The sequence below is a fragment of the Pseudomonas sp. NIBRBAC000502773 genome (assembly GCF_006517195.1).
GTDB classification, from domain to species: Bacteria; Pseudomonadota; Gammaproteobacteria; order Pseudomonadales; family Pseudomonadaceae; genus Aquipseudomonas; species Aquipseudomonas marginalis.
The window spans coordinates 4,568,238-4,591,008 of record NZ_CP041189.1 but is presented as its reverse complement, the minus strand read 5'-3'; the positions used below and the strand labels follow the sequence as shown (position 1 = coordinate 4,591,008).

Here is a 22,771-nt window from a genome sequence, read left to right as displayed (position 1 = left end):
CGGACCACCGACGGCATCGTAGAAACAAGGAGATTCACATGCCGTTACTGGACTTCGCTGCAATCGCCGGGCAACTGCCTGACAGCTGGAAATCGATACGCCTGGGCCAGGTCGGCCCGGCGCGGATCAAGGTGTTGCGCATGGATGAGCAGGCTTACGAAGAAGAAGTGCACGACTACAACGAAGGGCTACTGGTGATCAGCGGCCATTTGCGCCTGAGCATCGCTGATGAAGAGATCCACGTAGAGACCGGCCAGATGTACCTCGTGGAAGCGGGCACCGCTCATGCCGTACTTCCAGGTAGCCAGGGCACCCTGGTGATCATTGACGCCTAGAGACATTCAGTAATACCCAACCTTTGCAATTGCTTACAAATACCGCCAACCTGCGCCCGCCCGACGTGCGGCGTACGACAACCTGCACGCTCGCCAGTCATTACTAAACCTTTTGTTCAAGAGCCCGCTGCCATGCTGAACGGACGCGACCCACGCATCGATTTTTTTCGGGGCCTGGCGTTGATCTTCATTTTCTGGGATCACGTCCCCCACAATCCTCTCGGCCAGATCACCCTGCGCAATTTCGGTTTCAGCGATGCGGCCGAGGTCTTTGTATTCCTCGCCGGATACGCCGCAGTGCTGGCCTACGGCAAGATCCTGCAACGCGACGGCTACTGGATTGCCTCGCTGAAAATCCTGCGCCGCGCCTGGGTGTTGTACGTGGTGCATATCTTTTTGCTGGCGATGCTGATGGGCATCGTGTTCTTCGCCAACAGCCATGTGGAAACCCGCGATCTGGTTCAAGAGATGGGCCTGACGCACTTCGTCACCCACCCGCAACAGGCCCTCACCGATGAGCTGCTGCTGCGCTTCAAGCCCAACCTGATGGACCCGCTGCCGCTGTATATCGTGCTGCTGGCGGGGTTGCCGCTGGTATTGCCGCTGCTGCTGCGCCACACCTGGCTGGTGGTGACCGCGTCGGCGACGGTGTATCTGCTGGCGCCGTGGATGGGCTGGAACCTGCGGGCGATTGCCGACGGCGTGTGGTACTTCAACCCGGTGACCTGGCAGTTCCTGTTTATTCTCGGTGGCGCGGCGGCGCTGCAGGCCAGTCAAGGGCGACCGCCGGAACAGCGCCCGCTCAAGCGCCAGCCGTTGTTCATGGCGGCGGCGGTGTACACCGTGGTGGCGTGTGTGCTGACCCTGTCATGGCGCTGGCCCGAGGTGCATGACGCGTTGATGCCGTCGTGGCTCAGCGACCTGATCTATCCCATCAGCAAGACCGACCTGTCGCCGCTGCGCCTGCTGCACTTCCTGGCCCTGGCCTATGTCACCGCCAAGCTGTTGCCGGGTCGCGGCTGGACGCAAACCTGGTGGGCGCAACAAAGCTGCCGCATGGGCCGTTACTCCCTGGAGGTGTTCTGCCTCGGCGTGCTGCTGGCACCGCTGGCGGACATGCTCAACGCCCAGGTCGAGGATGCCTGGCCGATGCAGGTTTTCAGCGCGTTGCTGGGGCTGGCGCTGATGGCCGGGCTGGCAGCGTGGCTGGAGTTCAACAAGCGCCTGGACCTGGCGCTGCGCGGCGAGGCGCCGGCCCTTAAATAGATAGCCCCAGCGCCGGTATGCGCGGTGCTTCCATCTGCCTTCCACTTATCGTGAAAGGTAGAGCGCATGCCGACTCATCAATTACTCAACGGCCTGTCCGGCAATCTGCAATCGAGTACCACCTGGGCCCAGCAACAGGCGCTGGAGCTGATCCAGCGCAATATCCTGCAAGCCCTGGAAGGCCTGGACGCCGAGGAAAAACCCCGCTTCCTGCGCCTGCAACGCAATGCCCTGGCGGCCATGGCGGCGGTTGAAGCCGAAAAGGAACGGGTGGTCCGCAGCTTCAAGGCCGATGGCCTGGCGCAGTTGCGTGACCGGATCGGTGGGCGCGATCCGGAGCAGTATCGCTTCGAAACCACCTACCTGGAAAAGATCGAGCAACCGCTGCCCTGGGACCGGCAGCCGGGCAGTCACGTGCGGGTACCGCGGCGCTCCGACAAGGATCTGCGCTTTATCGAACACATCAAAAGCCTCTCGTTGTGGGAGGCCGCCTGCCTGAATTTCGGCTTCACCGCCTCGGTCCGCCAGGACTCCGGCTACAGCCTGGTGGACGCCAGCCGTGTGGTCGGGCCGGGTGGCGATCGCAGCCTCACGGCGCAGGCGTTCATCGCCATCGCCCGTGAGCTGGACCTGGGCCACCAGTTACAGGTGAAGATCACGGCCAGCCTCGATGAAAACGGTACGCTGCGCCGCTTGATGGGCGAGGCGGCGCTGGCGCTGCTGCAGTTCGATGTGCTTGACGCCTGGCGCAACCGCGCCCGCAACGGCCTGACCCGCGAGATGTATGACAGCCTCACCGCATCGATCGACGGCAGCGGGCCGCAACTGCCGGTCGACAGCCTGAGCCTGACCTCGGGCGTCACCCCCGTCATCGCCGTGCCCTTCGTCGCCTGGGAGAGTGCCATTCCCGTACCGCTGCTGCTGATCAGGGTCGCCAGCCTCGGGGTGCTGTCCTATTTTCCGTTCCGCCCCGGCGGCGCGCTGCGTTACCACAGCGATGCGCGCGCGGCAGAGGTGGATTTTCGCCAGCAGTTGCTGGACAGCCACCAGCAAGGCGACCTGGGCTGGTTTTCCCGGCAATTGCCCCTGGTGGGGTTGTCGGTGTTCCAGTCGTTGGTGACCCGGCAACCCCGCCCCGAGGGCATGAGCTGGCTGGCCGAGCGGCTTTACGATGGCTTTCACGCGGCCTTCCCGGAGCGCACCCTCAACGACATCCGCTTCTCCACCGACCCACACACCGGCCCCGCCGTAACCCTGGTGCAAGCCCTGACTTACCGGCAGATCCAACGCTGCCAGGCCGACCTCGACACCCTGGCCAACAGCCGTTCCGAAGCCGACTGGCAGGCGGTCCAGGACGCCACCGCCGCCGTTGCCGCCGAAGTCTTGCAAGTGCTGCTCACGCCCTTGCCCGGCGGGGTCACGGGGATGAACCGGGTGATGCAACTGGCCGTATTGGGCAGCATGACCTACAGCGTCAGCGTGGGCCTGAATGAAGCGGTCAAGGGCGATGCCAGCAGCTTCGCCTCGACCCTCAGCGATGTCGCCGACCTGGCCATCAGCGGCCGCTTGATCAGCGTCGCCGGCAGCGCCCATCGCCAGCGCATGCTCGGGCACCTGCAGCGGCTGGGCAATCCGCGCAAAGTCACGCGTCCCGACGGGGTGGAAGAGCTGTGGAAACCCGACGCACGTCCCTACGCCCATCGCCAGCAGTACCTGCTCGAGGGTAAACGCGCCGACGCCCTCTGCGTATTCACCGTGCAAGGCCAGCAATACGTCAAGCTGCACCATGACAGCCAGACCCTGGTGGCCGAGGTCGCCCACGACCAGGCCACCCAGCGCTACGTTCTCAAAAACGGCAGCAGCCCCTACAAGCCACCGATTGTCTTCAACCCGGCGCTGCAAGCCTGGACCTTCGACCTGCACAACACCCAGGCCCTGTCGGATGCCCAGTTGCTGCAACAGATGCTGCCCGATGGCTCATCGCTGATCGCGCGGGCCGACCTGGAGCGGATGCTGCGCAGCACGGCCACCTCCCGCGCCACCCTGGAGCACGTGTGGCAAGGCGAGCCGGCACCGTTGAACCTGATCGAAGGCGTGCGCCGCCTGCAAGCCGACCAGGTGATCGAGCACATCATCAACCGCTTTCATGAAGCCGGCTATCTGCCCCCCTATGGCGACAGCGTGGTGTTATGCCTGCTGACCCAACTGCCCGATTGGCCCGCCGCAACCTTGCTGAGCATCAGCGATCCGCAACGCAGCGTGATCGAAACCTTCGGCAAGACCGAGCCGACGATGCCGGGCCCGACGACGATCACCCTCGTGCGCGGCGCCGACAACCGCTACCAGGCCGAAGGCGACGGCGGCCTGCCGCCTTATCGGGCCGACCCGTTGTTGAGTCTGGTCATCAGCCTGCAACCGAGTACCTCGCTGCTGGGTCTCACGGACCAACTCGACGCCACGCTCGAACAGCGGATCCTGGCAGTACGGCGCGACGTCGCCGCCCTGGCGCGGCGCGAACGCCTAGCCCTGTTCGCGGCCCTGGTGAACTACGCCGGCTATGAAAAACATGAGCTATTGCCGCCCGCCAATGTGCGGCGTTTCCTGCCGGTCAAGGCGTCGATGCCCTTGGTGGCGGTTACGCCGCTGCTGAAAAAACTGCGCGACCTCAACAGCCCGCTGTCACCGGCCTTGCTGGAACGTCTGTTGGCGCAGCATCCCCTCACCCCACGCCAGCAGCAGGCCTATCTGCGTGAAGGCGGGCTGCCCACGGCCTTTGCCGAACTGTTGGACAACCACCGCACCGCCCTGCGCATCGACGCTGCGATCGATGCGCTGTACCACCCGCGCCAGTTCAACAACGATGCCGATCAATGGGCGCGGGAATTCGCCTCGGCGTTGATACGCCGAAGCCTCAAGCGCGACTTCCTCATCACCGAAGTGGTCGTGGGACGCATCGCCAAACCCTATCGCTCCAGCGGCCCCGAGGACCTCACCGTGGAGCTGCGTCACTACGGCGAGGGTGTCTATGAAGCCTATGACATGCGCAATGCCGGCACGATTGCAGTGACGCCGGCGGTGGACAGTTTCTACCTGGCCATCGGTTCGGTGCTGCAACCCCACGAGCGGCAACAATTGGGCATGCACAGCGCCACCGACGCCAAGGGCCTGCGCATCACCCTGGGCGACTACATGAGCAACCAGCGCGGCCCGGAAGGCTTTGTAAGACTGGCCGACGGTTCACTGGCCCAGTACGAGCACACCCTGGCACTGCCGCCCAGCCTGCGGCCGGATGCCGAGGGTATTTTTCCTCTGGCCGGCGACCACTATCTGCCGCTGTTCGGTTCCTGGTACCGGATCGTCTATGACAAACGGCTGTTCAAGTGGCGGCTCAAACACCCGCAGAAGATCGGTGTCGACACCCCGACCCTGGAGCACAACGGCGAGGGCGCATGGCGCCTGTCCAGCGAGAACCCCATGGGCTGGGACGACCACAGCCTGCTCTATCGCCTCGGGGGCGACCATTACACATTCCCCCAGGACACTGCTCGCAGCATTCTCGCCCTGACCGACACCCCGCCCCACGTGCTGCGCCAGATACACCGCAGCGGTAGGGCGTCGCCACCGTTGTTGGCCGATACCTGCAAGCGCTTGCGCATCGATCAGGAAATCAACCACTTCATCGAGGCGATGTATGAGCTCCCCAATACTTCCGCCAGCGCTCCAGACCCGAACCTGCAACTGCTGGTGGTCTCCAGCCTGCCCGGCTGGCCCGATAGCCACGTACTGGAAATTGTCGACCGGGATGCCCCGCTCAGATACCCCGCCCGTCATCGGACCGATGCCAAGGTGGTGAGCGCCACCGATAAAGACCTCGAGTCGGCCGGGCTGCTGGAGAAATTCATCGCTGACGACGACCTGACCCTGGCACTGCTCGGCACGCTGCCGCAGACCCAGGAACAGCGGCTGTTCCAGCTGATCACCCGGATCGTTGACTACACCGACCGCGAGCGCTCGCAAATCCTCGAGTCCTTGTACATGCGCAGCGAGTCGGCGGGCAGCGAGCCCGAGCGCCGCTTCAAGACCAAGCACCCGGACCTGTCCACCAGCACGGTCAAGGCGATTCTCGGCCAAGCCTCCAAGCGCGAGCTCAAACAGCTGCATGAGCATGACCGCCTGAGCCTGCGCCTGGCCGAACAGGCGCGCCTGAGCGGCCACGAGTTACGTTTGAACCGGGCGTTCGAAGGCCTGTATGTGGATGCCTGCGCCAACGCCGACAGTGACCGGATCACCCTGTACCTGCTGCACAACCTGCCCGCGTGGCCGAAGACCCTGCGCATCGATGTGCGTGAACGGGACAATCAGGGGCGCCTGCTGGAAACCGCCGGCCATCGGCAGGGCTCCTCGCGCCGGACCGTGGCCAGGACCAACCGCGGTTACCAGGCCTACACCCCGCAGGGCGAGCCGCTGGGCGAGCCCTCGAACCGATTGCTGCGGGTGATTCTCAGCAGCTTGTCCGCCGACGAGCGGGCTTTGCTCGAGGTGGACAGCGAAAGCGGCATCGCCCAACTGCGCACCCAACTGGCCGAACTGGCCTTCGCGCGCCGCGTGGAAATCAAGGGCCTGCTGGATATCCCCCATCTGCAACCCTGGATGCAACCGGCCATGGGGGTGGATCGTTCGTTCCTGGTGTATCCGTTCTGGCAACGTATCTGGCCGTTTCGCGGCCCACGGCCGCCGGATCTGGTGGCCAAGGTCCAGGAGCTTTACCCGCATTTCAACAATGACGATGCACGGCGGATGCTCCAGTCCCTGAACATGACCGACCCGGAAAAACTCATCGAGCTGGAACGCCGCCAGGCCGAGTACCAGGCCATGGATGTGGAGCTGTCACGCTGGAGCGAAACCCTGCTGCCGGCCGACGACGAACTCAATGACCCTCTGGGCATGAACCGTGGCCGGCGTCGCCATATCGCCTACCAACTGCGGGGCGCATGGCGGCGCGAAAACGCGACGTTCTACATCGCCGGCCTGTTCAACGTGCCGTCACTGGAGTTGCAGCTGGACGACGAAGGCCTGCCGCCCGGCTCGTTCCTGACCGGCACCAGCGGCTTCAGCCACATCGAGTACCTGCGGATTTCCGGTAATGCCTTCCCGACCACGGGGGCAGAGTTCCTGGGCAAATTCACCCAGCTCAAGGCCCTGCGCATCGACTGTCGCCTTACCGACTTGCCCAGCGCGATCACCGACATGACCTGGCTCACCCACCTTGACTTGAACGACAACGACCTGCGCTTGACCGAAGAGTCGGTACAGCGCCTGGCCACTATGGTCAACCTGCAGAAACTCGACCTGAACGACAACCCGGACCTGACCCTCACCCCGGATGTCAGCCGGATGCTGCAGCTCAATACCCTGCACCTGGCCAACACCGGCATCACCCAATGGCCCATCGGCGCCAGCGCGCTGCCGGTGCTGACCGAGCTGCACTTGCAGGCCAACGGGATCAGCACCATTCCCGACGAAGTCTTCAGCAACCCCTGGCTGCAAATGGCCAATCGCAACACCCTGCTGCACGAAAACCCGCTGTCCGCCGAGACCCTGGCAAGCATAGACGCCTACCGTATCGCCACGGGTATCCGCCTGGGCGGTCAACTGCGCACACCGGCCCATGCCCCCGTGGCGCCGAATGACTTCGATACCTGGCTGACCGGCGTCGCAGCGCAGGACGTGGCGGCCCGCCGACAATTGTGGGAGCAACTGCAGGCCAATGAAACGGCGAGTGCCGATGATGTGTTCCGGGTCCTGCGCGACCTCAAGCGGACCCACGCCTACCGCAGCAACACCTCAAGAACGCGGCTGACCGAGCGGGTCTGGAGCCTGCTGATGGCAATGGGCGAGTCGACGCAACTGCGCAACACGATCTGCCTCAATACCTACGGCTCAGGCAATTGCGGCGACAGCGTGCTGCTGGCCTTTACCAACATGGAACTGCATCACCGTATCCACCAGGCCAAGCTGCAACCCAGGAGCTACCTGGCCGACCGGGCCTTGCTGGAACTGGCCAAGAGTTGCTTCTACCTCAATCAGCTCGACCACTTTTCCGACCAGTTCGTGCTGGCGCGCGAACGGGCCGAGCTGGATGCCGACCCCGCCGAGGTGACCATTTACCTGCGCAGTAAACTGGCGCGGGAATTCAACTTGCCGTTTTATCCGCTGGAGCTGCTGTACAGCGTGGATGACTATGTGACACCGGCGGTGATCGACGAGGCGCGCCGGACCCTGCGCAGGCTCGGCCAGTCACCGGCCTTGCAGGAAGCGATCCTGGCCACCGAGTTCTGGGTCGAGTACCTGGCCAGCAGTGAGCCGGAGGCGTTTTTCACCGTCAAGGACACCATCACCTACAAAGTCAGTGTGCTGGATCAGGAATTGCCGGACAGGCGTTCGGATGAATACCTGGAGCGTCGCCAGCAACTGGCCGACGATGAAGCCAACGAACACAACCGCCTGGTGCGGCAGTTGACCGAGGGCACGCAACGCACGTTGCAGCGGGTCTGAGACCGTGCGGGCCGACCTGTCGTAAAACAGGCCGGCCCGCGCTCAAGGGATCACGCCGACGGCTGTGAACCCTGGACGACCGGGGTCGGCTGCAGCTTGAACACGTAGAACAACACGATCAGCAGCACCAGGAAGGCCGGCCCCACATACAGTGCCACGCGGGTATCCGGGAAGTACGCCATCAGGCCCACCACCAGCACCAGGAACCCCAGGGCCAGGTACGAACTGAGCGGGTACAGCCACATGCGGTACTTGAGGGCTTTCTGTTCGGCCGGGCTCAGGCTCCTGCGGAACTTGAGCTGGGCCAGCAGGATCATGACCCACGTCCAGATCGCGCCGAAGGTGGCGATGGACGTGACCCAGACGAAGACTTTCTCCGGTACCAGGTAGTTGAGCAGCACGCCCAGCAGCAAGGCGAAGATCGACAACAGCAGCGCCTTGCGCGGTACGCCGTTGCTCGAGGTGGTAGCGAACGCGGCCGGTGCCTGGCCGTTCTGCGCCAGGCTGTAGAGCATGCGCCCGGTGCTGAAGATGCCGCCGTTGCACGACGACAGTGCCGCAGTGATCACCACGAAGTTGATGATGCCGGCGGCGGTCTTGATGCCCAGGCGCTCGAAGGTCATCACGAACGGGCTGCCCTGGGTGCCGATTTCATTCCACGGGTAGATCGACAGGATCACGAACAACGCGCCCACGTAGAACAGCAAAATGCGCCAGAACACCGAGCCGATGGCGCGGGGAATGGTCTTCTGCGGGTTCTTCGCTTCACCGGCGGTGAGGCCGATCATCTCCACGCCCAGGTAGGCGAACATCACCATTTGCAGGGACATCAACACGCCCTGGACGCCATTGGGCATGAAGCCGCCGTGGCTCCACAGGTTGGAAATCCCCAGGGCCACGCCGTCGTTGCCAAAGCCGAAGGCAATGATGCCGACGCCGCCGATCACCATGGCAATGATGGTGACGATCTTGATCAGCGCGAACCAGAATTCGAACTCACCGAAGGCCTTCACCGCAATCAGGTTGATGGTGCCCATGCTGATCAGGGCTGCCAGGGCCCAGATCCAGCGCGGCGTATCGGGGAACCACACGCCCATGTACACCGCCACCGCGGTGATCTCCGCCACGCAGGTCACCAGCCACAGGAACCAATAGTTCCAGCCGGTCAGGAAGCCCGCCAACGGGCCGAGGTAATCCTGGGCATAGCGGCTGAACGAGCCGGCGACCGGGTTGTGCACGGCCATTTCGCCGAGGGCACGCATGATCACCAGGATGGCCAGGCCACCGATGATGTAGGACAGCATGATGGCCGGGCCGGCCATTTCGATGGCCTTGGCCGAGCCGAGGAACAGGCCGACACCGATACAGGCGCCGAGCGCCATCAGGCGGATATGCCGTTCGCCCAGTTCGCGTTTGAGCGGGCCGCCCGAAGCGGTCTCGCCATGGGGCAGGTGGTTGCCGACTGGCATAGGGATACAACCTCGTCTTGTTATTGGATATGAGCCTCCGAGTCCGGCACGCCACGGCGGGTCAGCCATGGCATGCCGTCTCCAGTGGACCTTTTGGGTCAACCGGTCTGGCCGGGCCAGATCAGGGGGGTGCAGTATAAAAAGCTCAACCCAGTGATTTTCACTCTATAAACGGCAATATTCAGCGGGAACTCCCGGAAAATTCCGATTGCGCGGTGGGAGTATCGCACGGAGATGGTGCGCGGCTTAAGCCCATTGCCCTGCGTACTGACCTTGGCGGCGCACGCATCGGCGCGTCGAAGAACACCGTGCGGGCCATGGGCAGGCTGATTTCGTCGCGACGAATCTCCAGGGGTTGCACGCGGTCGCCCGCACGCCGACAAATTTCTCGACGGTGCCAATCAGCGTCTACGCTTGAATCAAGTCCGATCAATCTGCCGGGATGGATCAATCGACTATGGGCGCTTTATGGCAAACCGATTCAACCAAGGCTGCGGCTCCCACCGACAGCATGGACGAACAGCCATTGCCACGACGCTCCCGCAAACGGCTGTACCGGTGGCGAATGGCGTGGCTGTTGCTGGTGATCGGCCTGATCGCCGCCGGGTTCGCCGCCCAGCGCGAAATGCGCACGTCCCATTGGCAGGCCCGGGAATTGAGCCGCCTGGCCGCCACCTTGAACTACCGGCTCGAACCCGGCCCCAGCGATGCCGTGGTCTATCCCGGTGACGGGCCTTTCGACAAGCGCCTGGGTTACAGCGACCTGGATGAATTCCTGCCGCGCCTGCTCAAGCGCAACTACCTGGTCCAGAGCCAGGTGCGCTTCTCCGCCCCCCTGATGACCTATGCCGAGCGCGGCCTGTTCGTGCCCTATGGGGAGAAAATCCAGGCCGGTTTGTCGATCAGCGATTGCCGCGCCGAGCCGTTGTACCGGTTCACCTACCCACAGCAGTCCTACCAGCGTTTCGACGCGATCCCGCCGGTGGTGGTCAACAGCCTGCTGTTCATCGAGAACCGCGATTTACTCGACCCGGCCCAGCCCCAGGCCAACCCGGCGGTGGACTGGCCGCGCTTCGCCAGGGCGGCGTGGTCGCAAGTTGCCAAGCTGTTGCACTTGCCCGGGCAGACCGCCGGCGGCAGTACCCTGGCCACCCAGCTGGAAAAATACCGCCACTCCCCTGATGGGCTGACGCTGTCCGGCGGCGAGAAACTGCGCCAGATGTTTTCCGCCAGCGTGCGCGCCTATCGGGATGGCCCGCAGACCTTGCAGGCGCGCCAGGACATCGTGCGCGACTACCTCAACAGCGTGCCGTTGTCCGCCGTACCCGGTCACGGCGAAGTGCATGGCATGGCCGAAGGGTTGCGCGTGTGGTACGGAGCCGACTTCGACCGCACCAACGCGTTGCTCGCCGACACCAGCCCGCAGGACCTCGCGCAAAAGGGCCTGGCCCTGCGCGAAGTGTTGTCGTTGATGATCGCCCAGCGCCGGCCTTCCCATTACCTGTCCAAAGGCCACGCGGAACTTTCGAACCTGACCGACAGCCACCTCCGCCTGCTGGAGCGGGACGGGATCATCGACCCTGCCCTGGCAAGGGCCGCCCTGACCAGCACAGTGAGTTACCGCGACTGGCAGCAACAGCCGACGCTCCAAGCGATTGACTCCAACAAAGGCATCAGCATGGCCCGCAGCCGCCTGGCCGCCCTGCTCAACCGCCCGCTGTATGACCTGGATCGCCTCGACCTGTCCGCCACCAGCACCTTGCACAATGACCTGCAAACCCAGGCCACGGCCTACCTCAAGCACCTGGCCGATCCGGCCTTTGCCGGGCAACTCGGCCTGCTCGGCCCGCGCCTGCTGACGCCCGCCAGCACCGCGCAAGTGCGCTACAGCTTCACGCTGTACGAGATGACCGGCGACGGCGCGCGGGTCCGGGTGCAGACCGACAACACCGACCAGCCCTTCGATATCAACGAGAGCAGCAAGCTGGAACTGGGCTCCACCGCCAAGCTGCGGGTGCTCACCACCTACCTGCAAATCATCAGCGAACTGCACCAGCGCTACGCCGGCCAGACACCGGCTGCGCTGAGAAAAGTCGATGTCGATGAGCAGGATCGCCTGTCGCGCTGGGCCGTGGATTACCTGGCGCAAAACAGCGACAAGAGCCTGTCGAAGATGCTTGACGCCGCGCTCGACCGGCCGTATTCCGCCAGCCCCGGCGAGAGCTTCTTTACCGGCGGCGGCCTGCATCGCTTCCATAACTTTCGCAATGAAGACAACGGCCGCAACCCGACATTGCGCGACGCCCTGCGTGAGTCGATCAACCTGCCATTTATTCGCCTGATGCGTGACTTGGTGCGCTACAGCACCTATCACGCAGACAACAACAGTGCCGAGTTGCTCAAGGACGACAGCAACCCACGGCGCCAGGAATACCTGGCCCAGTTCGCCGACCGCGAAGGCACGACCTTCCTGCTGCGCTTCTGGAAAAAGTACCGCAACAAGGACACCCAGGCACGGCTCGACACCTTCCTCGACGGCATGCGCCCTACGGCCATTCGCCTGGCCGCCGTGCACCGTTATCTGCTGCCCCAGGCCAACCAGGAGAGTTTCAACCGTTTTGTCCGGGCGCATCTGAACAGTCAAAAAACCTCGGAAAAACTCACCGACGAACGCCTGGCCAGGCTCTACACCGATTACGGCCCCGGCACCTACGACCTGCCGGACCAAGGCTATATCGCCAAGGTCCACCCCCTGGACCTGTGGCTGCTCGGCTACCTGTTGAACCACCCCGACGCCACCTTCACACAGGCCGTCGCCGCCAGCGAACATGAGCGCCAGGAAGTCTATGGTTGGCTGTTCAAGAGCCGGCACAAGAGCGCGCGGGACAGCCGCATCCGCACCATGCTGGAGGTCGAGGCGTTCCTGGATATTCACCAGCGCTGGCAGGCGGTCGGCTACCCGTTCGACCATCTGGTGCCGTCGCTGGCCACCGCCATCGGCAGTTCCGGCGACCGCCCGGCGGCCCTGGCGGAACTGGTCGGCACGATCCTCAACGACGGCGTGCGTGAGCCGACCCTGCGCATCGACAGCCTGCACTTTGCCGTCGACACGCCCTATGAAACCCGCCTGGTGAACAACCCCGACAAAGGCAAGCGGGTGATGCCCAGCGAAGTCGCCACCGCCTTGCGCGGTGCGTTGTCCCAGGTGGTGGATGCGGGCACGGCCAAACGCGTGTCGGGCAGCTTCAAGTTGCCCGACGGCACACCGCTGGCCATGGGCGGCAAGACCGGCACCGGGGACAATCGCATCGAAGCCATCGGCGCCGGTGGGCGCATCCTCAGTTCCAAGGCGATCAACCGTACCGCGACCTTTGTGTTCTATATCGGCGACCGGCATTTCGGCACGCTGACGGCCTTCGTGCCCGGCAGCGGCGCGCAGAATTTCACCTTTACCTCGGCGCTGCCGGTGCAGGTGCTCAAGGGCATGGCGCCGGTGCTGATGCCGTACCTGCAACCGGGCGGCCATACCCTGTGCAACCCGCCTCGTGCCGTGACCTCAACAGACTAACCGTTGATTTCGATGATGCGTTCGGAGGTACCCTCCACCAGATAGAACCGATACGTCCGCCCGGGCTGTTTTTCAAAGCTGAACACCCGGCCAGGGAAGATATGGTTCTTGGTGGTCGGGGCGCAGGATGTACGGTCCTTTGCCGCGCAATCCTTGAACTCATCCACCACCACCACGGTGTTGCCGGCATTGCGCAAGGTGTAACGCTGCCCGCCGTTTTCGACCCGGGTGTCGAAGCGGCTGTCCTTGGGCCGCACGAAGAACACCGTGCCGTAGCCGGCCATCACCTGCACGCCTCCCACCAAGGTCTCTTCGTAGGCTTTGCGCTCTTCGTCGCTGAGGCCAAAGCCGTCTTCGGTCTCGGGCGCGACCGGCAGGTAGCGTACCCGGAAGTAACGCTCGCGGTCGCGATCACCGATAAACACAAAGCGCGTGCTCTGCATGCCGTCCGCCGGCACGATCAGCCGCGCCGGGCTGGCCACCAGGCCGTTGCGCACGCTGCCGTCGGCTTCGAGCTTGAGCGGCACCTCGTCGTAGCTGCCGTCGGGCTTGTAGAGCATCTCGGTGACATTGACCTTGACGAAGGCCGTCTTGGTGCCGCCATTGAATACCCGCTTAAGGTAGGTGCTTTTATCGCCGCGCAAGTAATCGTAGAAGTCACCGACGTTGATGTTCGGCCCGGCCTGGGCATTGAGTGAACACAGGATCAAACCCAGCATTGCATATAAAGCCTTCATAACTACTCCTCTGCCCATCATCACGGCCGTACCGCATCGAACAGCAGCTCGACGCTGCCGTAGTACTCACCTGGGGTAAAACCATCCGCCGGCTCGACCGCCGAGATATCCAGCAGCACGCGCTTGCCCTGGCGCGCCTCGTCGTGCGGCACCACCAGGGTGTCATCGAGGCCCAGCACCTGGCCGTTGAAGGTGACGTTCAAGTCGATATAGGTGCGCCCGCCATTGAACAGCGTGGGCAGCGCGCCCAAGCGGGCGTTGATGCCGCCGGCGGAACTCTTCACGTCAAAGTGCTCGCGCAGCGGGCGCAGACGCCCGGGTACCAGGTCCCAGACCATTTTTTGCTCGCGCTCCAGGAACCCGGGGTTGATCGGCAGGACGTAAAAGTCTGCAGTCGGGATGGTCACGGACACATCGAACACCTGCTCTTCACGGATCGCCAAGGCCTGGGTACTCAGCAATGCGCCCACCATCAGCAGCAGCGCCGCCAACACGAGTTTGCAATGTCTGCACGACTGGCGCGCTCCCCCTTGGGCTATTTCACTGACCATCAGCCTTTGACCTCATATGGTTTTTTTTCGCTGCCCTCGATCAGGGTGAAGCGGTAGGTACGCCCGGCCTGCCTGGCAAAGCTGAAGGCACGCCCCGGCAGGATGTGATGCTTGGTGACGGGCAGGCAGTCCTGGCTATCGCCACTGGCGCAGTCCTTGAACTCATCGACCACCACCACGCTGTTGCCGTCGTTATGCAGCCCGTACTCAACCGGCTGCTCATCGATGCGGGTGGCAAAGCGGGTGTCCTTGGGCCGCACAAAAAACACCGTGCCGAACCCCGCCAACACCGTGACCCCGGCTGACAGTTGGTTCTTGTAGGCCTCGCGCTCTTCGCTGGAGACCACGAAATCGTCCTCGGGCTCGGGCATCACGGGCACGAAACGCAGGCGGAAATAACGCTCGTTTTGCCGCTCGCCCAGGTACAGCAGGCGTGTGCCCTGCATGCCATCGGGCGGCACGATCAGGCGGGCCGGCGTGGCCATCAGGCCATCGCGCGCGGAGTTGCCGGGGGTGTTCTTGAGCTCGACCTCCTCGGCGCTGCCATCGGCGTTGTAGAGGATCTCCATCACCGAGACCTTGATGAACGCCGTACTGTCGCCACCGTTGAATATCCGTTTCAGGTAGGTACTTTTGTCACCGTCGAGGTAGTCATAGAACACCCCGACGTTGATGTTGGGAGCCGCTGGCGCCGACAACGGCAACCAGCACAGCGCACACAGCGCCAACAGATGTTTCATCGCCATAAATCCCCGTTAGAGTTCCGAATCCCAGACCACCGTGACCTGGCCCGAATAGGTGGTGCCACCGCGCTCGACCATCGCTTCGGCGTAATCCTTCTTGACCTCGAAATGCAAGGTGCCGGGCCGGCGATTGACGTAGAAATCGGGCTTGAACAGCTCGGTGCCAACACCGCTGAGCAGCAGCGGCTGGCGGCTCACGGCGGATCCATCCTCACGGGTCAGGCCATTGGGCAGGCTGACGCTGACATCCAGCGGCACTTCGTGGTCATCGGTGGTGTTCTTCAAGGCGCAGGTGTCGCCGATGACCCGCTCGCAGCTCATTTGCATTTTGAAACGCGATGAGGACGAGATGTTGAAGGTCTGGTCACGGAACAGCCGTGCTGGTTTGCGGCCCTGGTTCACCCAGGCTTGCCAGCCACCTTGAGGAACCAACTCAATACGGTTTGCACCGGGAGGGACTTCGACTTTCAGTTCATGCTGTACAGACAGAGTGAAGTTGAGGGTCAGCGTAGGACTACTGGGCATCATCAAGTTGCCCAAATCAAAGTCCTGCCCAGGCCCCACAGTGTATTGGTGACTGCCGAAGTACTCCCCTGAAGACATGCCTAAAGGGTTAGGCGTGATGAGTTCGTAGGCAAATTCCAGATAGTTGTAGCGCATCGTGGGAATATCGAACCTGGCTTGTTTGGCACACAGGGAGTCCACAGGGGTTCTCCAGAAAAATGTATACGATATCGACCCATAAGCACTGATTCCGGTGCCCAGGCAGGAGCTAGGGGGGTACACCCAACTGGAGCCGGTCCATAACCGCTGATGCGCCTGCCCAGGGGTGACGTCTCCTCCTACCAGGTTGACCAGATTGGGGACTGAGTACGTCGACCCAACCCCCATTATCCGGACTCTGACCGTCTCCACTTCCTGAGTCTGTCGATGGATAACAGTCAGGTCCTGCCACTGTGTCGGAACTTTAAACATTGCTCCTTGCCGTGGATCCGTATGAAAAGCAGAAATCGGCCCAATGGAATTAGATGAGATGCCGGCCCTGAGACTGAATATATTCAATGCGGCACATTGCGCAGGAAACCCCAGACAGTAACCAAAGCTCGGGGTTTTATTCTCGAACTTATTCAAATGTGGCTTCGCAGGATCCGGTCGAAACTCAGCCTGGATGTTCATCTGCACCGCTATTGCGGGCATTGCCAGCAACGCCAACAGCGTATGACCTGCAACGCTGAAGCACTGTCCCATCCGTTTCAATACCTTCATATCTCTACTCCCACCACATGATTGGCGCAAGGGACAGCGCCGTGAAGTTGGTGTCCCGCAGGCTGAAAATACCCAACGCCTTGCAGCGCGCCGGAATATGCGCGGCGCAGATCGAGCTGATCGGCGTGGTGTTTTCGAATTTGTTCACCATGGGGTTGGACGGGTCGGGGCGGAACCGCGCGGTGATGTTCTCGTCGGCCGTTGCAGCAGCGCCACACAGCAGGACGGCCATGCCTAGGGCGAAACAGTGAGGCGCGCGGGCCCTGGGGTTTTTCATAACGTTGTTTAGTCTCGTCATCATGTTCAACCGGCAATCTGTTCGGCGGTGGTGGTGTCGGCCAACGTATCCGGCGTGCAACGCAAGTCACCGATCATCAGCACGCTGTTTTCGCTGCGCGCCTTGGAGGGGTCTAGCCGGAACTGGCAGAGCAACTGGTTGTTGCGACGCACTTCCAGGGTGGGTGAACTGGCGTTCATTTCCAGCGAGAAGAAGCCGTCGACCTCGCTCACCCCACGGGTGGCGTGATTGATCACGTGCAAGCCCTTGAGCGGCTTGCCCTGGGGGTCCACCAGGCGGCCGAGCACGGTCACGGTTTGCATCACACTGATCTTGCGATACTCCACGCCCCCCTTGTTCAAGTGGTAGCGCGTGCGCGGCGGCTGGATCGTGGCCGAGGGTGCATGGTTGCCTTCGAAGTCGAAGCTCACCGAGCTGCCCTTGTAGGCGGTGATCGGGATGAAGTTGCGGCCGGGGCGCAGGGCCGTGCTGCCGCCGCTCAGGTCGTCGGCGCGCAGGGCGATGTCATCGACGTCGGTCTCCACGTCCACGATCAGGCCGGAACCGGTGCCGTGGTACTGGCTGGTGAGCACCATCTTCTGCTGGCCCAGGGCGAAGGTGCTGTCCAGGTTGAGGCCGCCGGACAACTCGTTGTTGAACGACGAGCGCTGGGCATAGCCGTCACCACTGACAAACTCGTTTTCGAAACTGGCCATGCCGGACAAACCGACGCCGTAGGTATCGGTGGTTGCCGTGGCGGACACGCTTTGCAGCAGGTGGTCCTGCAGGTCCTTGCGGTAGGTCAGCGAGGCATTGTTGTCACGGGTCCCGTCGCGGGAAGTCCGCGTGCCGATACTGGCGGACCATTGCTCGCCCGGCGCGCCAAGGGCCAGGCTGACGCTCAGGTCAATCCCGCGGTTGCGCCGGTCGCCCGTGCTGGCGCTGGCGGGCCGGTCGAACACCGACAGCCGCCAATTGGCGTCGTTGCCGAACAGGTGGGTGCGTTCGGTCCACCCCAGGTCCAGGCCGACGCCTTCGTTATTGCCCTCGCTGTAGAACAGCCGGCCGTTGATCGAACGCAGGTTGCTCAGGCGATGGTTGACCGAAATCGACGAACTGCTGGTCTGGCCGACAAAGATGTCGCGCTGGCGAATACGCGTGCCATCGGGCAGGGTTTCGTAGGTGTTGCGGGTGTCGAGCCAGCTGCGGGTGTGGTTGAACACCACGCTGCCCAGGCCGTAGTTGTATAAGCCGTTGAGGTCGAGGCCGGTGCCGTACTTTTCCGTCCAGTACACGTTGGCGTACAGGCTGGCCTGATCGGCCAGGGTCCAGTCGATCGAGGAGCCGTACTGCATGTTGTCCTTGACCTGGCGCCCGGATACACCCAGCACCACACGGGGATGCGCCAGGTAATTGAGGGAGACGCCGGCAGTCGGACTGCCGCTGCTTTGTTCGTCGAAGTTACTCAGCAGTTTGCTTTCCTGGCCGGCGAACAGGTTGTAGCGCCAACGCTCGTCGTGGTTGCGCCAGTTGTTGGGCTTGTACACCAGCTCCTGGGTGGTGCTGGTGATCTGGCCGTCTTCCACCAGGCGCACTTCCACTTCATAGATGCCGCCGGGCAGTGGTCGGGTGTCCAGGCTGTGCAGGCCGCTGCCGACCGGCTGGGTGTTGATCAGCAGGCCGTTGCGGTAAATCTCCACCGATGCCTGGCGGCTGGCGGTGACATAGATCGGGTAGACCGCCGGTTTGGAATTGTTGATCACCAGACTGTCGGAACTGCCGTACATCACGCCGACCGCGGTATCCGGACTGGCGCCGAAGGTGCGCAGCTGACGGGTCAGGCCTTCGGCGTTGGGGGTGAAGTAACCCAGGCGCAGGAAGTTGCCCTGCAACTCGCGCTGGGTATAGAGCGCATACACCGCGTGGTTGAGGTCGTCGTCATCAGGACCGCCGAGGCGCGAGAACTGCATATTCAGGGTCTGGCTCCACAGGCCCAGGCTGCTGCTGGCGTCAATGCCGAAGCGCCCGCCCAGGTCCTGGCCTTCGCCGCCGCTGAGGTTCAATTGGTTGCGTACGATCAGGCCGGTGCTGCCGCCGGTGGGCAGGAAGTAGTAGCGCTGCGCCTGCTCATCGCGCTCGGCGTTTTCGGTCAGCAGCGACACCGTGGAGTTTTCCAGGTTGTAGTGCACGGCCATGAGTCCGTCCGGGCAGTTGCTGGCGCAGGTCCCCAGGGCCACCCCCTGCTTGAGGTAATCGGCCCACTGATCGCGTTCCTCATCCTTGATCACGCTGCCGTCGTGGTCGGTAAAGTCGAGCAGGGTCAGGCGGTCATCGCGGGTCAGGACAATCATCGCTTCGGAGACAAACTCCTGATCCAACTCAACCCTGACCGCAAGCGGCACGTCGAAAAAGTGCTCTTCAAAATCCGCCGGCAATCCCTTGGCCTGGGACAGCAAACTACGAGGGGTTGTACCGTCGGCGGTACCTGCCGCCAACGCGCCCGCACAAAACAACAGGGCGAGCGCTGCCGCGATGGGAGTCATCGGGAACATGAACGGAATACTCTGGATTCGGACGTCAAAACAGGGAGACCGATCGACCGACAAATGCTGCCTGCCGACCGGTACCGCTACCCAACAATAAGCCGCTGCTTATTGAGTCAACGGGCTTGGCGTTACGGAGTAACGCGTGGCTCGTGGTCGAACACGATGGTGTAGTTAGTGGTGAAGAGGCCGGAAATGCCATCCGCCGGCTTGGCTGCGGCCACGACCAGATCTGCCTGGGTACCCGGGGTGGAACTGGCGTCGTCGACCACTTCCAGCGGCGAACCGGTCAGCACCACACCGTTGAAGGTGTTCGTCAGTGCGATCGACGCAGTGCCGTTGGTCAACGAAGCAGGACCGCCTTCGATGTAGGCCTTGATCGAGCCATCCGTGTTCTTCACATCGTAGGTGGCGCGCAACGAACTCAGTTCACCGCTAACGGTGTTGTAGGCCATGGTTTCATCACGACCGAAGTTGGGATCACGCGGCTGGACATGAAACTGCTTGGTAGGAATGGTGGCCTTGATGTTGATGACGCTGCTGGCTTCGCCGGCAGCGAATACGCTGGATGAGCCGAAAGCCAATGCGATGAATGGCAGGACGAAAGCGGTCTTCTTAAGCATTTTAAGTACCTGTAGTGGCATCAGTATTTAGTTGAGAAGCGGTGTTCTCTGGCGTCAAGAAAACGCGTAATGCGTGTCTTGCGACGCCGGTAAATACTCCCTTGAAAAACCACTTGGCGATGCCAGCACTTTCGTTTAAGCGCGTAATTAATCACGACTGGGCAACACAGAAAAAAACAATATTATTCAATAAGTTGAATATTAACTGTCATCCACGTATTACCTTTACAAGTACTCAACACTACTTAATTTATTCGCTTATCTGTAAGACATTAACTACACGCTCTGCAGACGCCCACTATTCAAGCGTTTCGCTTAAAGACGTACTTAATAAGTTTATTCCGCATTCATAAAGTTGCCATTTAACTGTCAAATAAATAATGGTAGCGCCGGAACGGATTGTGGGTCGTGGCGCCCCTTCGAAGCAGCTCTCGCCTGCCGGCACCGCTCGTCAGAAGATTTTGCATCCTTCGTAAGATATATCTTAAGTTGTATCGAAATCAGACAGGAGAACAGCACCATGAGAGACCCTCATCACCACCGAGACCACGGTGACCGCCACGATGGCTTTGAAAAGCGCGCCGGCCGCGAACGCGGTGGGCGTGGCCCGCGTGTCTTCGCGCCGGGTGATCTGAAACTGCTGCTGCCGGCGCTGATTGCCGAGCAGCCGTGCCACGGCTATGACTTGATCCGCCGCATCGAAACCCTGTTCGACGGCGCCTACAGCCCCAGCCCCGGGGTGATCTACCCCACGCTGACTTTCCTGGAAGAAAGCGAATTGATCGCCGGCGACGCCGAAGGTGGAAAAAAACGCTACACAATCACCGAGGCCGGTCGTCTCTTCCTAAGCGAACAGGCGGTGGCCCTCGACGGTATTCGCCTGCGCATGGACGTGAGCAAACGCTCGCTGCGCGGTCATGACCGCCCTGCGGAAATCCACGAGGCCGTGCACAACCTGCGCCATGCCTTGCATTCACATCACGGGCGCTGGAGCCCGGAAGAAATCGTTCGTGTCGCGGCGCTGCTCAACGGCGCCGCCCAAGCCATTGCCGACGGAACAGCCCAATGAATACGCAAGCCATCCACCGTGTCACCCACGAAATCAAACGCCGCCGCCTTGAAGTATTGCGGGTAGTCGACCTCACTCCGCGCATGCGCCGCATCACCCTGGGCGGCCCGGAACTGGCGGGCTTTATCAGCCTGGGCAGTGACGATCACATCAAGCTGCTGTTCCCGCAGAACGCTGCCGAACAAGCGGCGCTGGAAAGCCCGACCTTCAACATCAAGGGCGACGGCCCGCAGCCGGCGATGCGCGACTACACGCCACGCCGCTTCGACCTGGACATCGGCGAACTGGACATCGACTTCGTGCTGCACGGCGACGGCCCGGCCTCCACCTGGGCCGAACAGGCCAAGGTCGGCCAGCACCTGTACATCGGCGGGCCACGGGGCTCGATGATCGTGCCGGATATGTTCGACAGCTATTTGCTGATCGGCGATGAGACGGCGATCCCGGCCATTGCTCGGCGCCTGGAAGAATTACCGGCCGGGCGCAAGGTGCTGGCGGTGATCGAGGTCGCCAATGCGGCGGAACGACAGGCACTGGCAAGTGCTGCCGATGTGGAGGTGAAATGGGTCGTGCGCGGCCAGGACGACCTGCTCGACACCGTGCAGAAACTGACGCTGCCGAGCGGTTCGTTGTACAGCTTTGTCGCCACCGAAACCAGGCTGTCGCGCCAGGTCCGCCGGGTGCTGCTGGACACCCACAAGGTCAATGAGGCGTTCCTCAAGGCGGTGGGTTACTGGCGTGCGGAAGGCAGCGAAGAGGAGTAAGCCTCAGGGCACACCCATTACGAGGACACCGCTGCCGCTGACAACCCCAGCGGCAGGCAGTGAACCGGCACGCCTTACGAGGGAAAACGTTACATCGTCGCTCCCCACACTGTTGGTGATTTGGGTCAGGAATGAACCACCGACTTGAACCGCGCTTGCGCCACGAACCAGGGCCGTGCCCACGTCCGGGTTGGTCATGCGCAGCAGGCGCGTGTCAAACGACGAGGCAGTGCCTTTGTAGGTGATGGTGATCGGCGTGGTAATCCCACCGTCCGGGCATGAATAGGTGAGCCGGCGGTTGCTGCGGATGGTCGTGGTCAGCGGATCGGTACCTATTGCTCTTTGGTGCACATTGCCGAAGTCGATCTCGATCGGGTTGTTATTGTTGATCGTGCAGGTTGACGGGGAGATGGTGAAGTTGTTGGCAGCCGTATAAGTGACAGTGAGTTGCGGCCGTGTCGCGTCGTAATTGTTCGAGCTGGTGAGACGCAACAGGCCGAGGGTATCTCCTGTTCGTATATCGATCGGATTGGAGGGACTGTGACGCACCAGAATGTAGGGGGTGATATTGATCGGATAGCCAATACCGTTGTTGGGCATGGTAGCCACCCGTATACCCGCCGGAACCGGGGTATTGAGGAAAGCGCCATTGATACGCAAACCACTCCGTTCACTGACGAACTTGGGGCCGGATGTCCAAGGTGTCCCAGAGGCATTGCCGGTTTCCCAATAGTCCGCCCCCCAAACGGGGCCTGCGCCAGCCGTAAACCGACACTCGAGCCGAGCACCTTCCATCAGAATCCTCGTGCGATCAGTATCAAGTCGTACCGTTACGGGGACGGTCAGATGAGTGACGCGCGCCCACTCACCACCATTGACCCGACAGTCTACGGCCTGCGCGGTCGTGCTGACGCCAATCAGCAGGAGAAGCACAATGGCGCTGTCATATAGTCGTTTCATGTTGATCTCTCGTTGCTTATCTACACAGGCGCCATCCAGTGAACA

15 protein-coding genes are annotated in these 22,771 nt (G+C 62.2%); 6 read left to right on the top strand and 9 right to left on the bottom strand.

Annotated elements, in window-relative coordinates; all coding sequences use genetic code 11:
- Positions 1 to 38: 38 nt before the first annotated feature.
- The 3 genes from NIBR502773_RS21125 (at position 39) to NIBR502773_RS21115 (ending at position 8,156) form a co-directional block, all read left to right on the top strand.
- Positions 39 to 335, top strand: a complete 297-nt coding sequence (locus NIBR502773_RS21125) for a cupin domain-containing protein (protein WP_141156866.1) — start codon at positions 39 to 41, stop codon at positions 333 to 335.
- 132 nt (positions 336 to 467) lie between these two features.
- Positions 468 to 1,601, top strand: a complete 1,134-nt coding sequence (locus tag NIBR502773_RS21120) for an OpgC family protein (protein ID WP_141156865.1) — start codon at positions 468 to 470, stop codon at positions 1,599 to 1,601.
- Between the two features lie 66 nt (positions 1,602 to 1,667).
- A complete protein-coding gene (locus NIBR502773_RS21115) occupies positions 1,668 to 8,156 on the top strand; it encodes an NEL-type E3 ubiquitin ligase domain-containing protein (RefSeq protein ID WP_141156864.1) in 6,489 nt (2,162 codons plus the stop codon).
- Positions 8,157 to 8,206: 50 nt separating this feature from the next.
- Here NIBR502773_RS21115 and NIBR502773_RS21110 read toward each other — a convergent pair whose 3' ends face one another.
- Positions 8,207 to 9,625, bottom strand: a complete 1,419-nt coding sequence (locus tag NIBR502773_RS21110) for an amino acid permease (protein ID WP_141156863.1) — start codon at positions 9,623 to 9,625, stop codon at positions 8,207 to 8,209.
- A gap of 457 nt (positions 9,626 to 10,082) precedes the next feature.
- Here NIBR502773_RS21110 and NIBR502773_RS21105 point away from each other — a divergent pair, with 457 nt between their 5' ends.
- Positions 10,083 to 13,193 (top strand): transglycosylase domain-containing protein, encoded by a 3,111-nt coding sequence (locus NIBR502773_RS21105; protein ID WP_141156862.1) that lies wholly within the window; start codon positions 10,083 to 10,085, stop codon positions 13,191 to 13,193.
- Here NIBR502773_RS21105 and NIBR502773_RS21100 read toward each other — a convergent pair.
- From NIBR502773_RS21100 to NIBR502773_RS21070, 7 genes are all read right to left on the bottom strand, one after another.
- Positions 13,190 to 13,930 carry a molecular chaperone gene (locus tag NIBR502773_RS21100; RefSeq protein ID WP_141156861.1) on the bottom strand — a complete coding sequence of 247 codons (741 nt, stop codon included), beginning with the start codon at positions 13,928 to 13,930 and terminating at the stop codon, positions 13,190 to 13,192. The two genes, NIBR502773_RS21105 and NIBR502773_RS21100, sit on opposite strands and share 4 nt — an antisense overlap.
- A 20-nt stretch (positions 13,931 to 13,950) precedes the next feature.
- On the bottom strand, positions 13,951 to 14,481 hold the full coding sequence (locus NIBR502773_RS21095; protein WP_257228053.1) for a fimbrial protein: 531 nt from the start codon (positions 14,479 to 14,481) through the stop codon (positions 13,951 to 13,953).
- The gene (locus NIBR502773_RS21090; protein ID WP_141156860.1) at positions 14,481 to 15,221 is read right to left on the bottom strand and encodes a molecular chaperone; all 741 of its coding nucleotides are present in this window, start codon (positions 15,219 to 15,221) and stop codon (positions 14,481 to 14,483) included. Before NIBR502773_RS21090 ends, NIBR502773_RS21095 begins: the two co-directional genes overlap by 1 nt.
- A 15-nt stretch (positions 15,222 to 15,236) precedes the next feature.
- Positions 15,237 to 16,490, bottom strand: coding sequence for a hypothetical protein (locus NIBR502773_RS21085; protein WP_141156859.1), 1,254 nt, complete (start codon positions 16,488 to 16,490; stop codon positions 15,237 to 15,239).
- A gap of 4 nt (positions 16,491 to 16,494) precedes the next feature.
- The gene (locus NIBR502773_RS21080; RefSeq protein ID WP_257228052.1) at positions 16,495 to 16,722 is read right to left on the bottom strand and encodes a hypothetical protein; all 228 of its coding nucleotides are present in this window, start codon (positions 16,720 to 16,722) and stop codon (positions 16,495 to 16,497) included.
- A gap of 71 nt (positions 16,723 to 16,793) precedes the next feature.
- Positions 16,794 to 19,319, bottom strand: a complete 2,526-nt coding sequence (locus NIBR502773_RS21075) for a CS1-pili formation C-terminal domain-containing protein (RefSeq protein ID WP_141156858.1) — start codon at positions 19,317 to 19,319, stop codon at positions 16,794 to 16,796.
- A gap of 122 nt (positions 19,320 to 19,441) precedes the next feature.
- Entirely contained in the window at positions 19,442 to 19,933 is a 492-nt protein-coding gene (locus tag NIBR502773_RS21070; protein WP_141156857.1) for a CS1 type fimbrial major subunit, read from the bottom strand.
- Positions 19,934 to 20,453: 520 nt separating this feature from the next.
- On the opposite strand from NIBR502773_RS21070, the gene NIBR502773_RS21065 reads away from it, so the two are divergent.
- Entirely contained in the window at positions 20,454 to 21,002 is a 549-nt protein-coding gene (locus tag NIBR502773_RS21065) for a PadR family transcriptional regulator (RefSeq protein WP_065938658.1), read from the top strand.
- Entirely contained in the window at positions 20,999 to 21,766 is a 768-nt protein-coding gene (locus NIBR502773_RS21060; RefSeq protein WP_141156856.1) for a siderophore-interacting protein, read from the top strand. The genes NIBR502773_RS21065 and NIBR502773_RS21060 overlap by 4 nt, the downstream gene beginning before the upstream one ends.
- 3 nt (positions 21,767 to 21,769) lie before the next feature.
- Here the strand turns inward: NIBR502773_RS21060 and NIBR502773_RS21055 are convergent, their stop codons facing one another.
- Positions 21,770 to 22,726, bottom strand: a complete 957-nt coding sequence (locus NIBR502773_RS21055) for a fimbrial protein (protein ID WP_141156855.1) — start codon at positions 22,724 to 22,726, stop codon at positions 21,770 to 21,772.
- Positions 22,727 to 22,771 lie beyond the last annotated feature (45 nt).

Bases quoted from the DNA above. Each gene is read 5' to 3' on its own strand.
- NIBR502773_RS21095 (WP_257228053.1), bottom strand. From the start codon at position 14,481: ATGGTCAGTGAAATAGCCCAAGGGGGAGCGCGCCAGTCGTGCAGACAT.
- NIBR502773_RS21105 (WP_141156862.1), top strand. From the start codon at position 10,083: ATGGGCGCTTTATGGCAAACCGATTCAACCAAGGCTGCGGCTCCCACC.
- NIBR502773_RS21055 (WP_141156855.1), bottom strand. From the start codon at position 22,726: ATGAAACGACTATATGACAGCGCCATTGTGCTTCTCCTGCTGATTGGC.
- NIBR502773_RS21065 (WP_065938658.1), top strand. From the start codon at position 20,454: ATGAGAGACCCTCATCACCACCGAGACCACGGTGACCGCCACGATGGC.
- NIBR502773_RS21120 (WP_141156865.1), top strand. From the start codon at position 468: ATGCTGAACGGACGCGACCCACGCATCGATTTTTTTCGGGGCCTGGCG.
- NIBR502773_RS21085 (WP_141156859.1), bottom strand. From the start codon at position 16,490: ATGAAGGTATTGAAACGGATGGGACAGTGCTTCAGCGTTGCAGGTCAT.
- NIBR502773_RS21060 (WP_141156856.1), top strand. From the start codon at position 20,999: ATGAATACGCAAGCCATCCACCGTGTCACCCACGAAATCAAACGCCGC.
- NIBR502773_RS21090 (WP_141156860.1), bottom strand. From the start codon at position 15,221: ATGAAACATCTGTTGGCGCTGTGTGCGCTGTGCTGGTTGCCGTTGTCG.
- NIBR502773_RS21100 (WP_141156861.1), bottom strand. From the start codon at position 13,930: ATGAAGGCTTTATATGCAATGCTGGGTTTGATCCTGTGTTCACTCAAT.
- NIBR502773_RS21080 (WP_257228052.1), bottom strand. From the start codon at position 16,722: ATGGCCGTCCTGCTGTGTGGCGCTGCTGCAACGGCCGACGAGAACATC.
- NIBR502773_RS21115 (WP_141156864.1), top strand. From the start codon at position 1,668: ATGCCGACTCATCAATTACTCAACGGCCTGTCCGGCAATCTGCAATCG.
- NIBR502773_RS21125 (WP_141156866.1), top strand. From the start codon at position 39: ATGCCGTTACTGGACTTCGCTGCAATCGCCGGGCAACTGCCTGACAGC.
- NIBR502773_RS21110 (WP_141156863.1), bottom strand. From the start codon at position 9,625: ATGCCAGTCGGCAACCACCTGCCCCATGGCGAGACCGCTTCGGGCGGC.
- NIBR502773_RS21070 (WP_141156857.1), bottom strand. From the start codon at position 19,933: ATGCTTAAGAAGACCGCTTTCGTCCTGCCATTCATCGCATTGGCTTTC.
- NIBR502773_RS21075 (WP_141156858.1), bottom strand. From the start codon at position 19,319: ATGTTCCCGATGACTCCCATCGCGGCAGCGCTCGCCCTGTTGTTTTGT.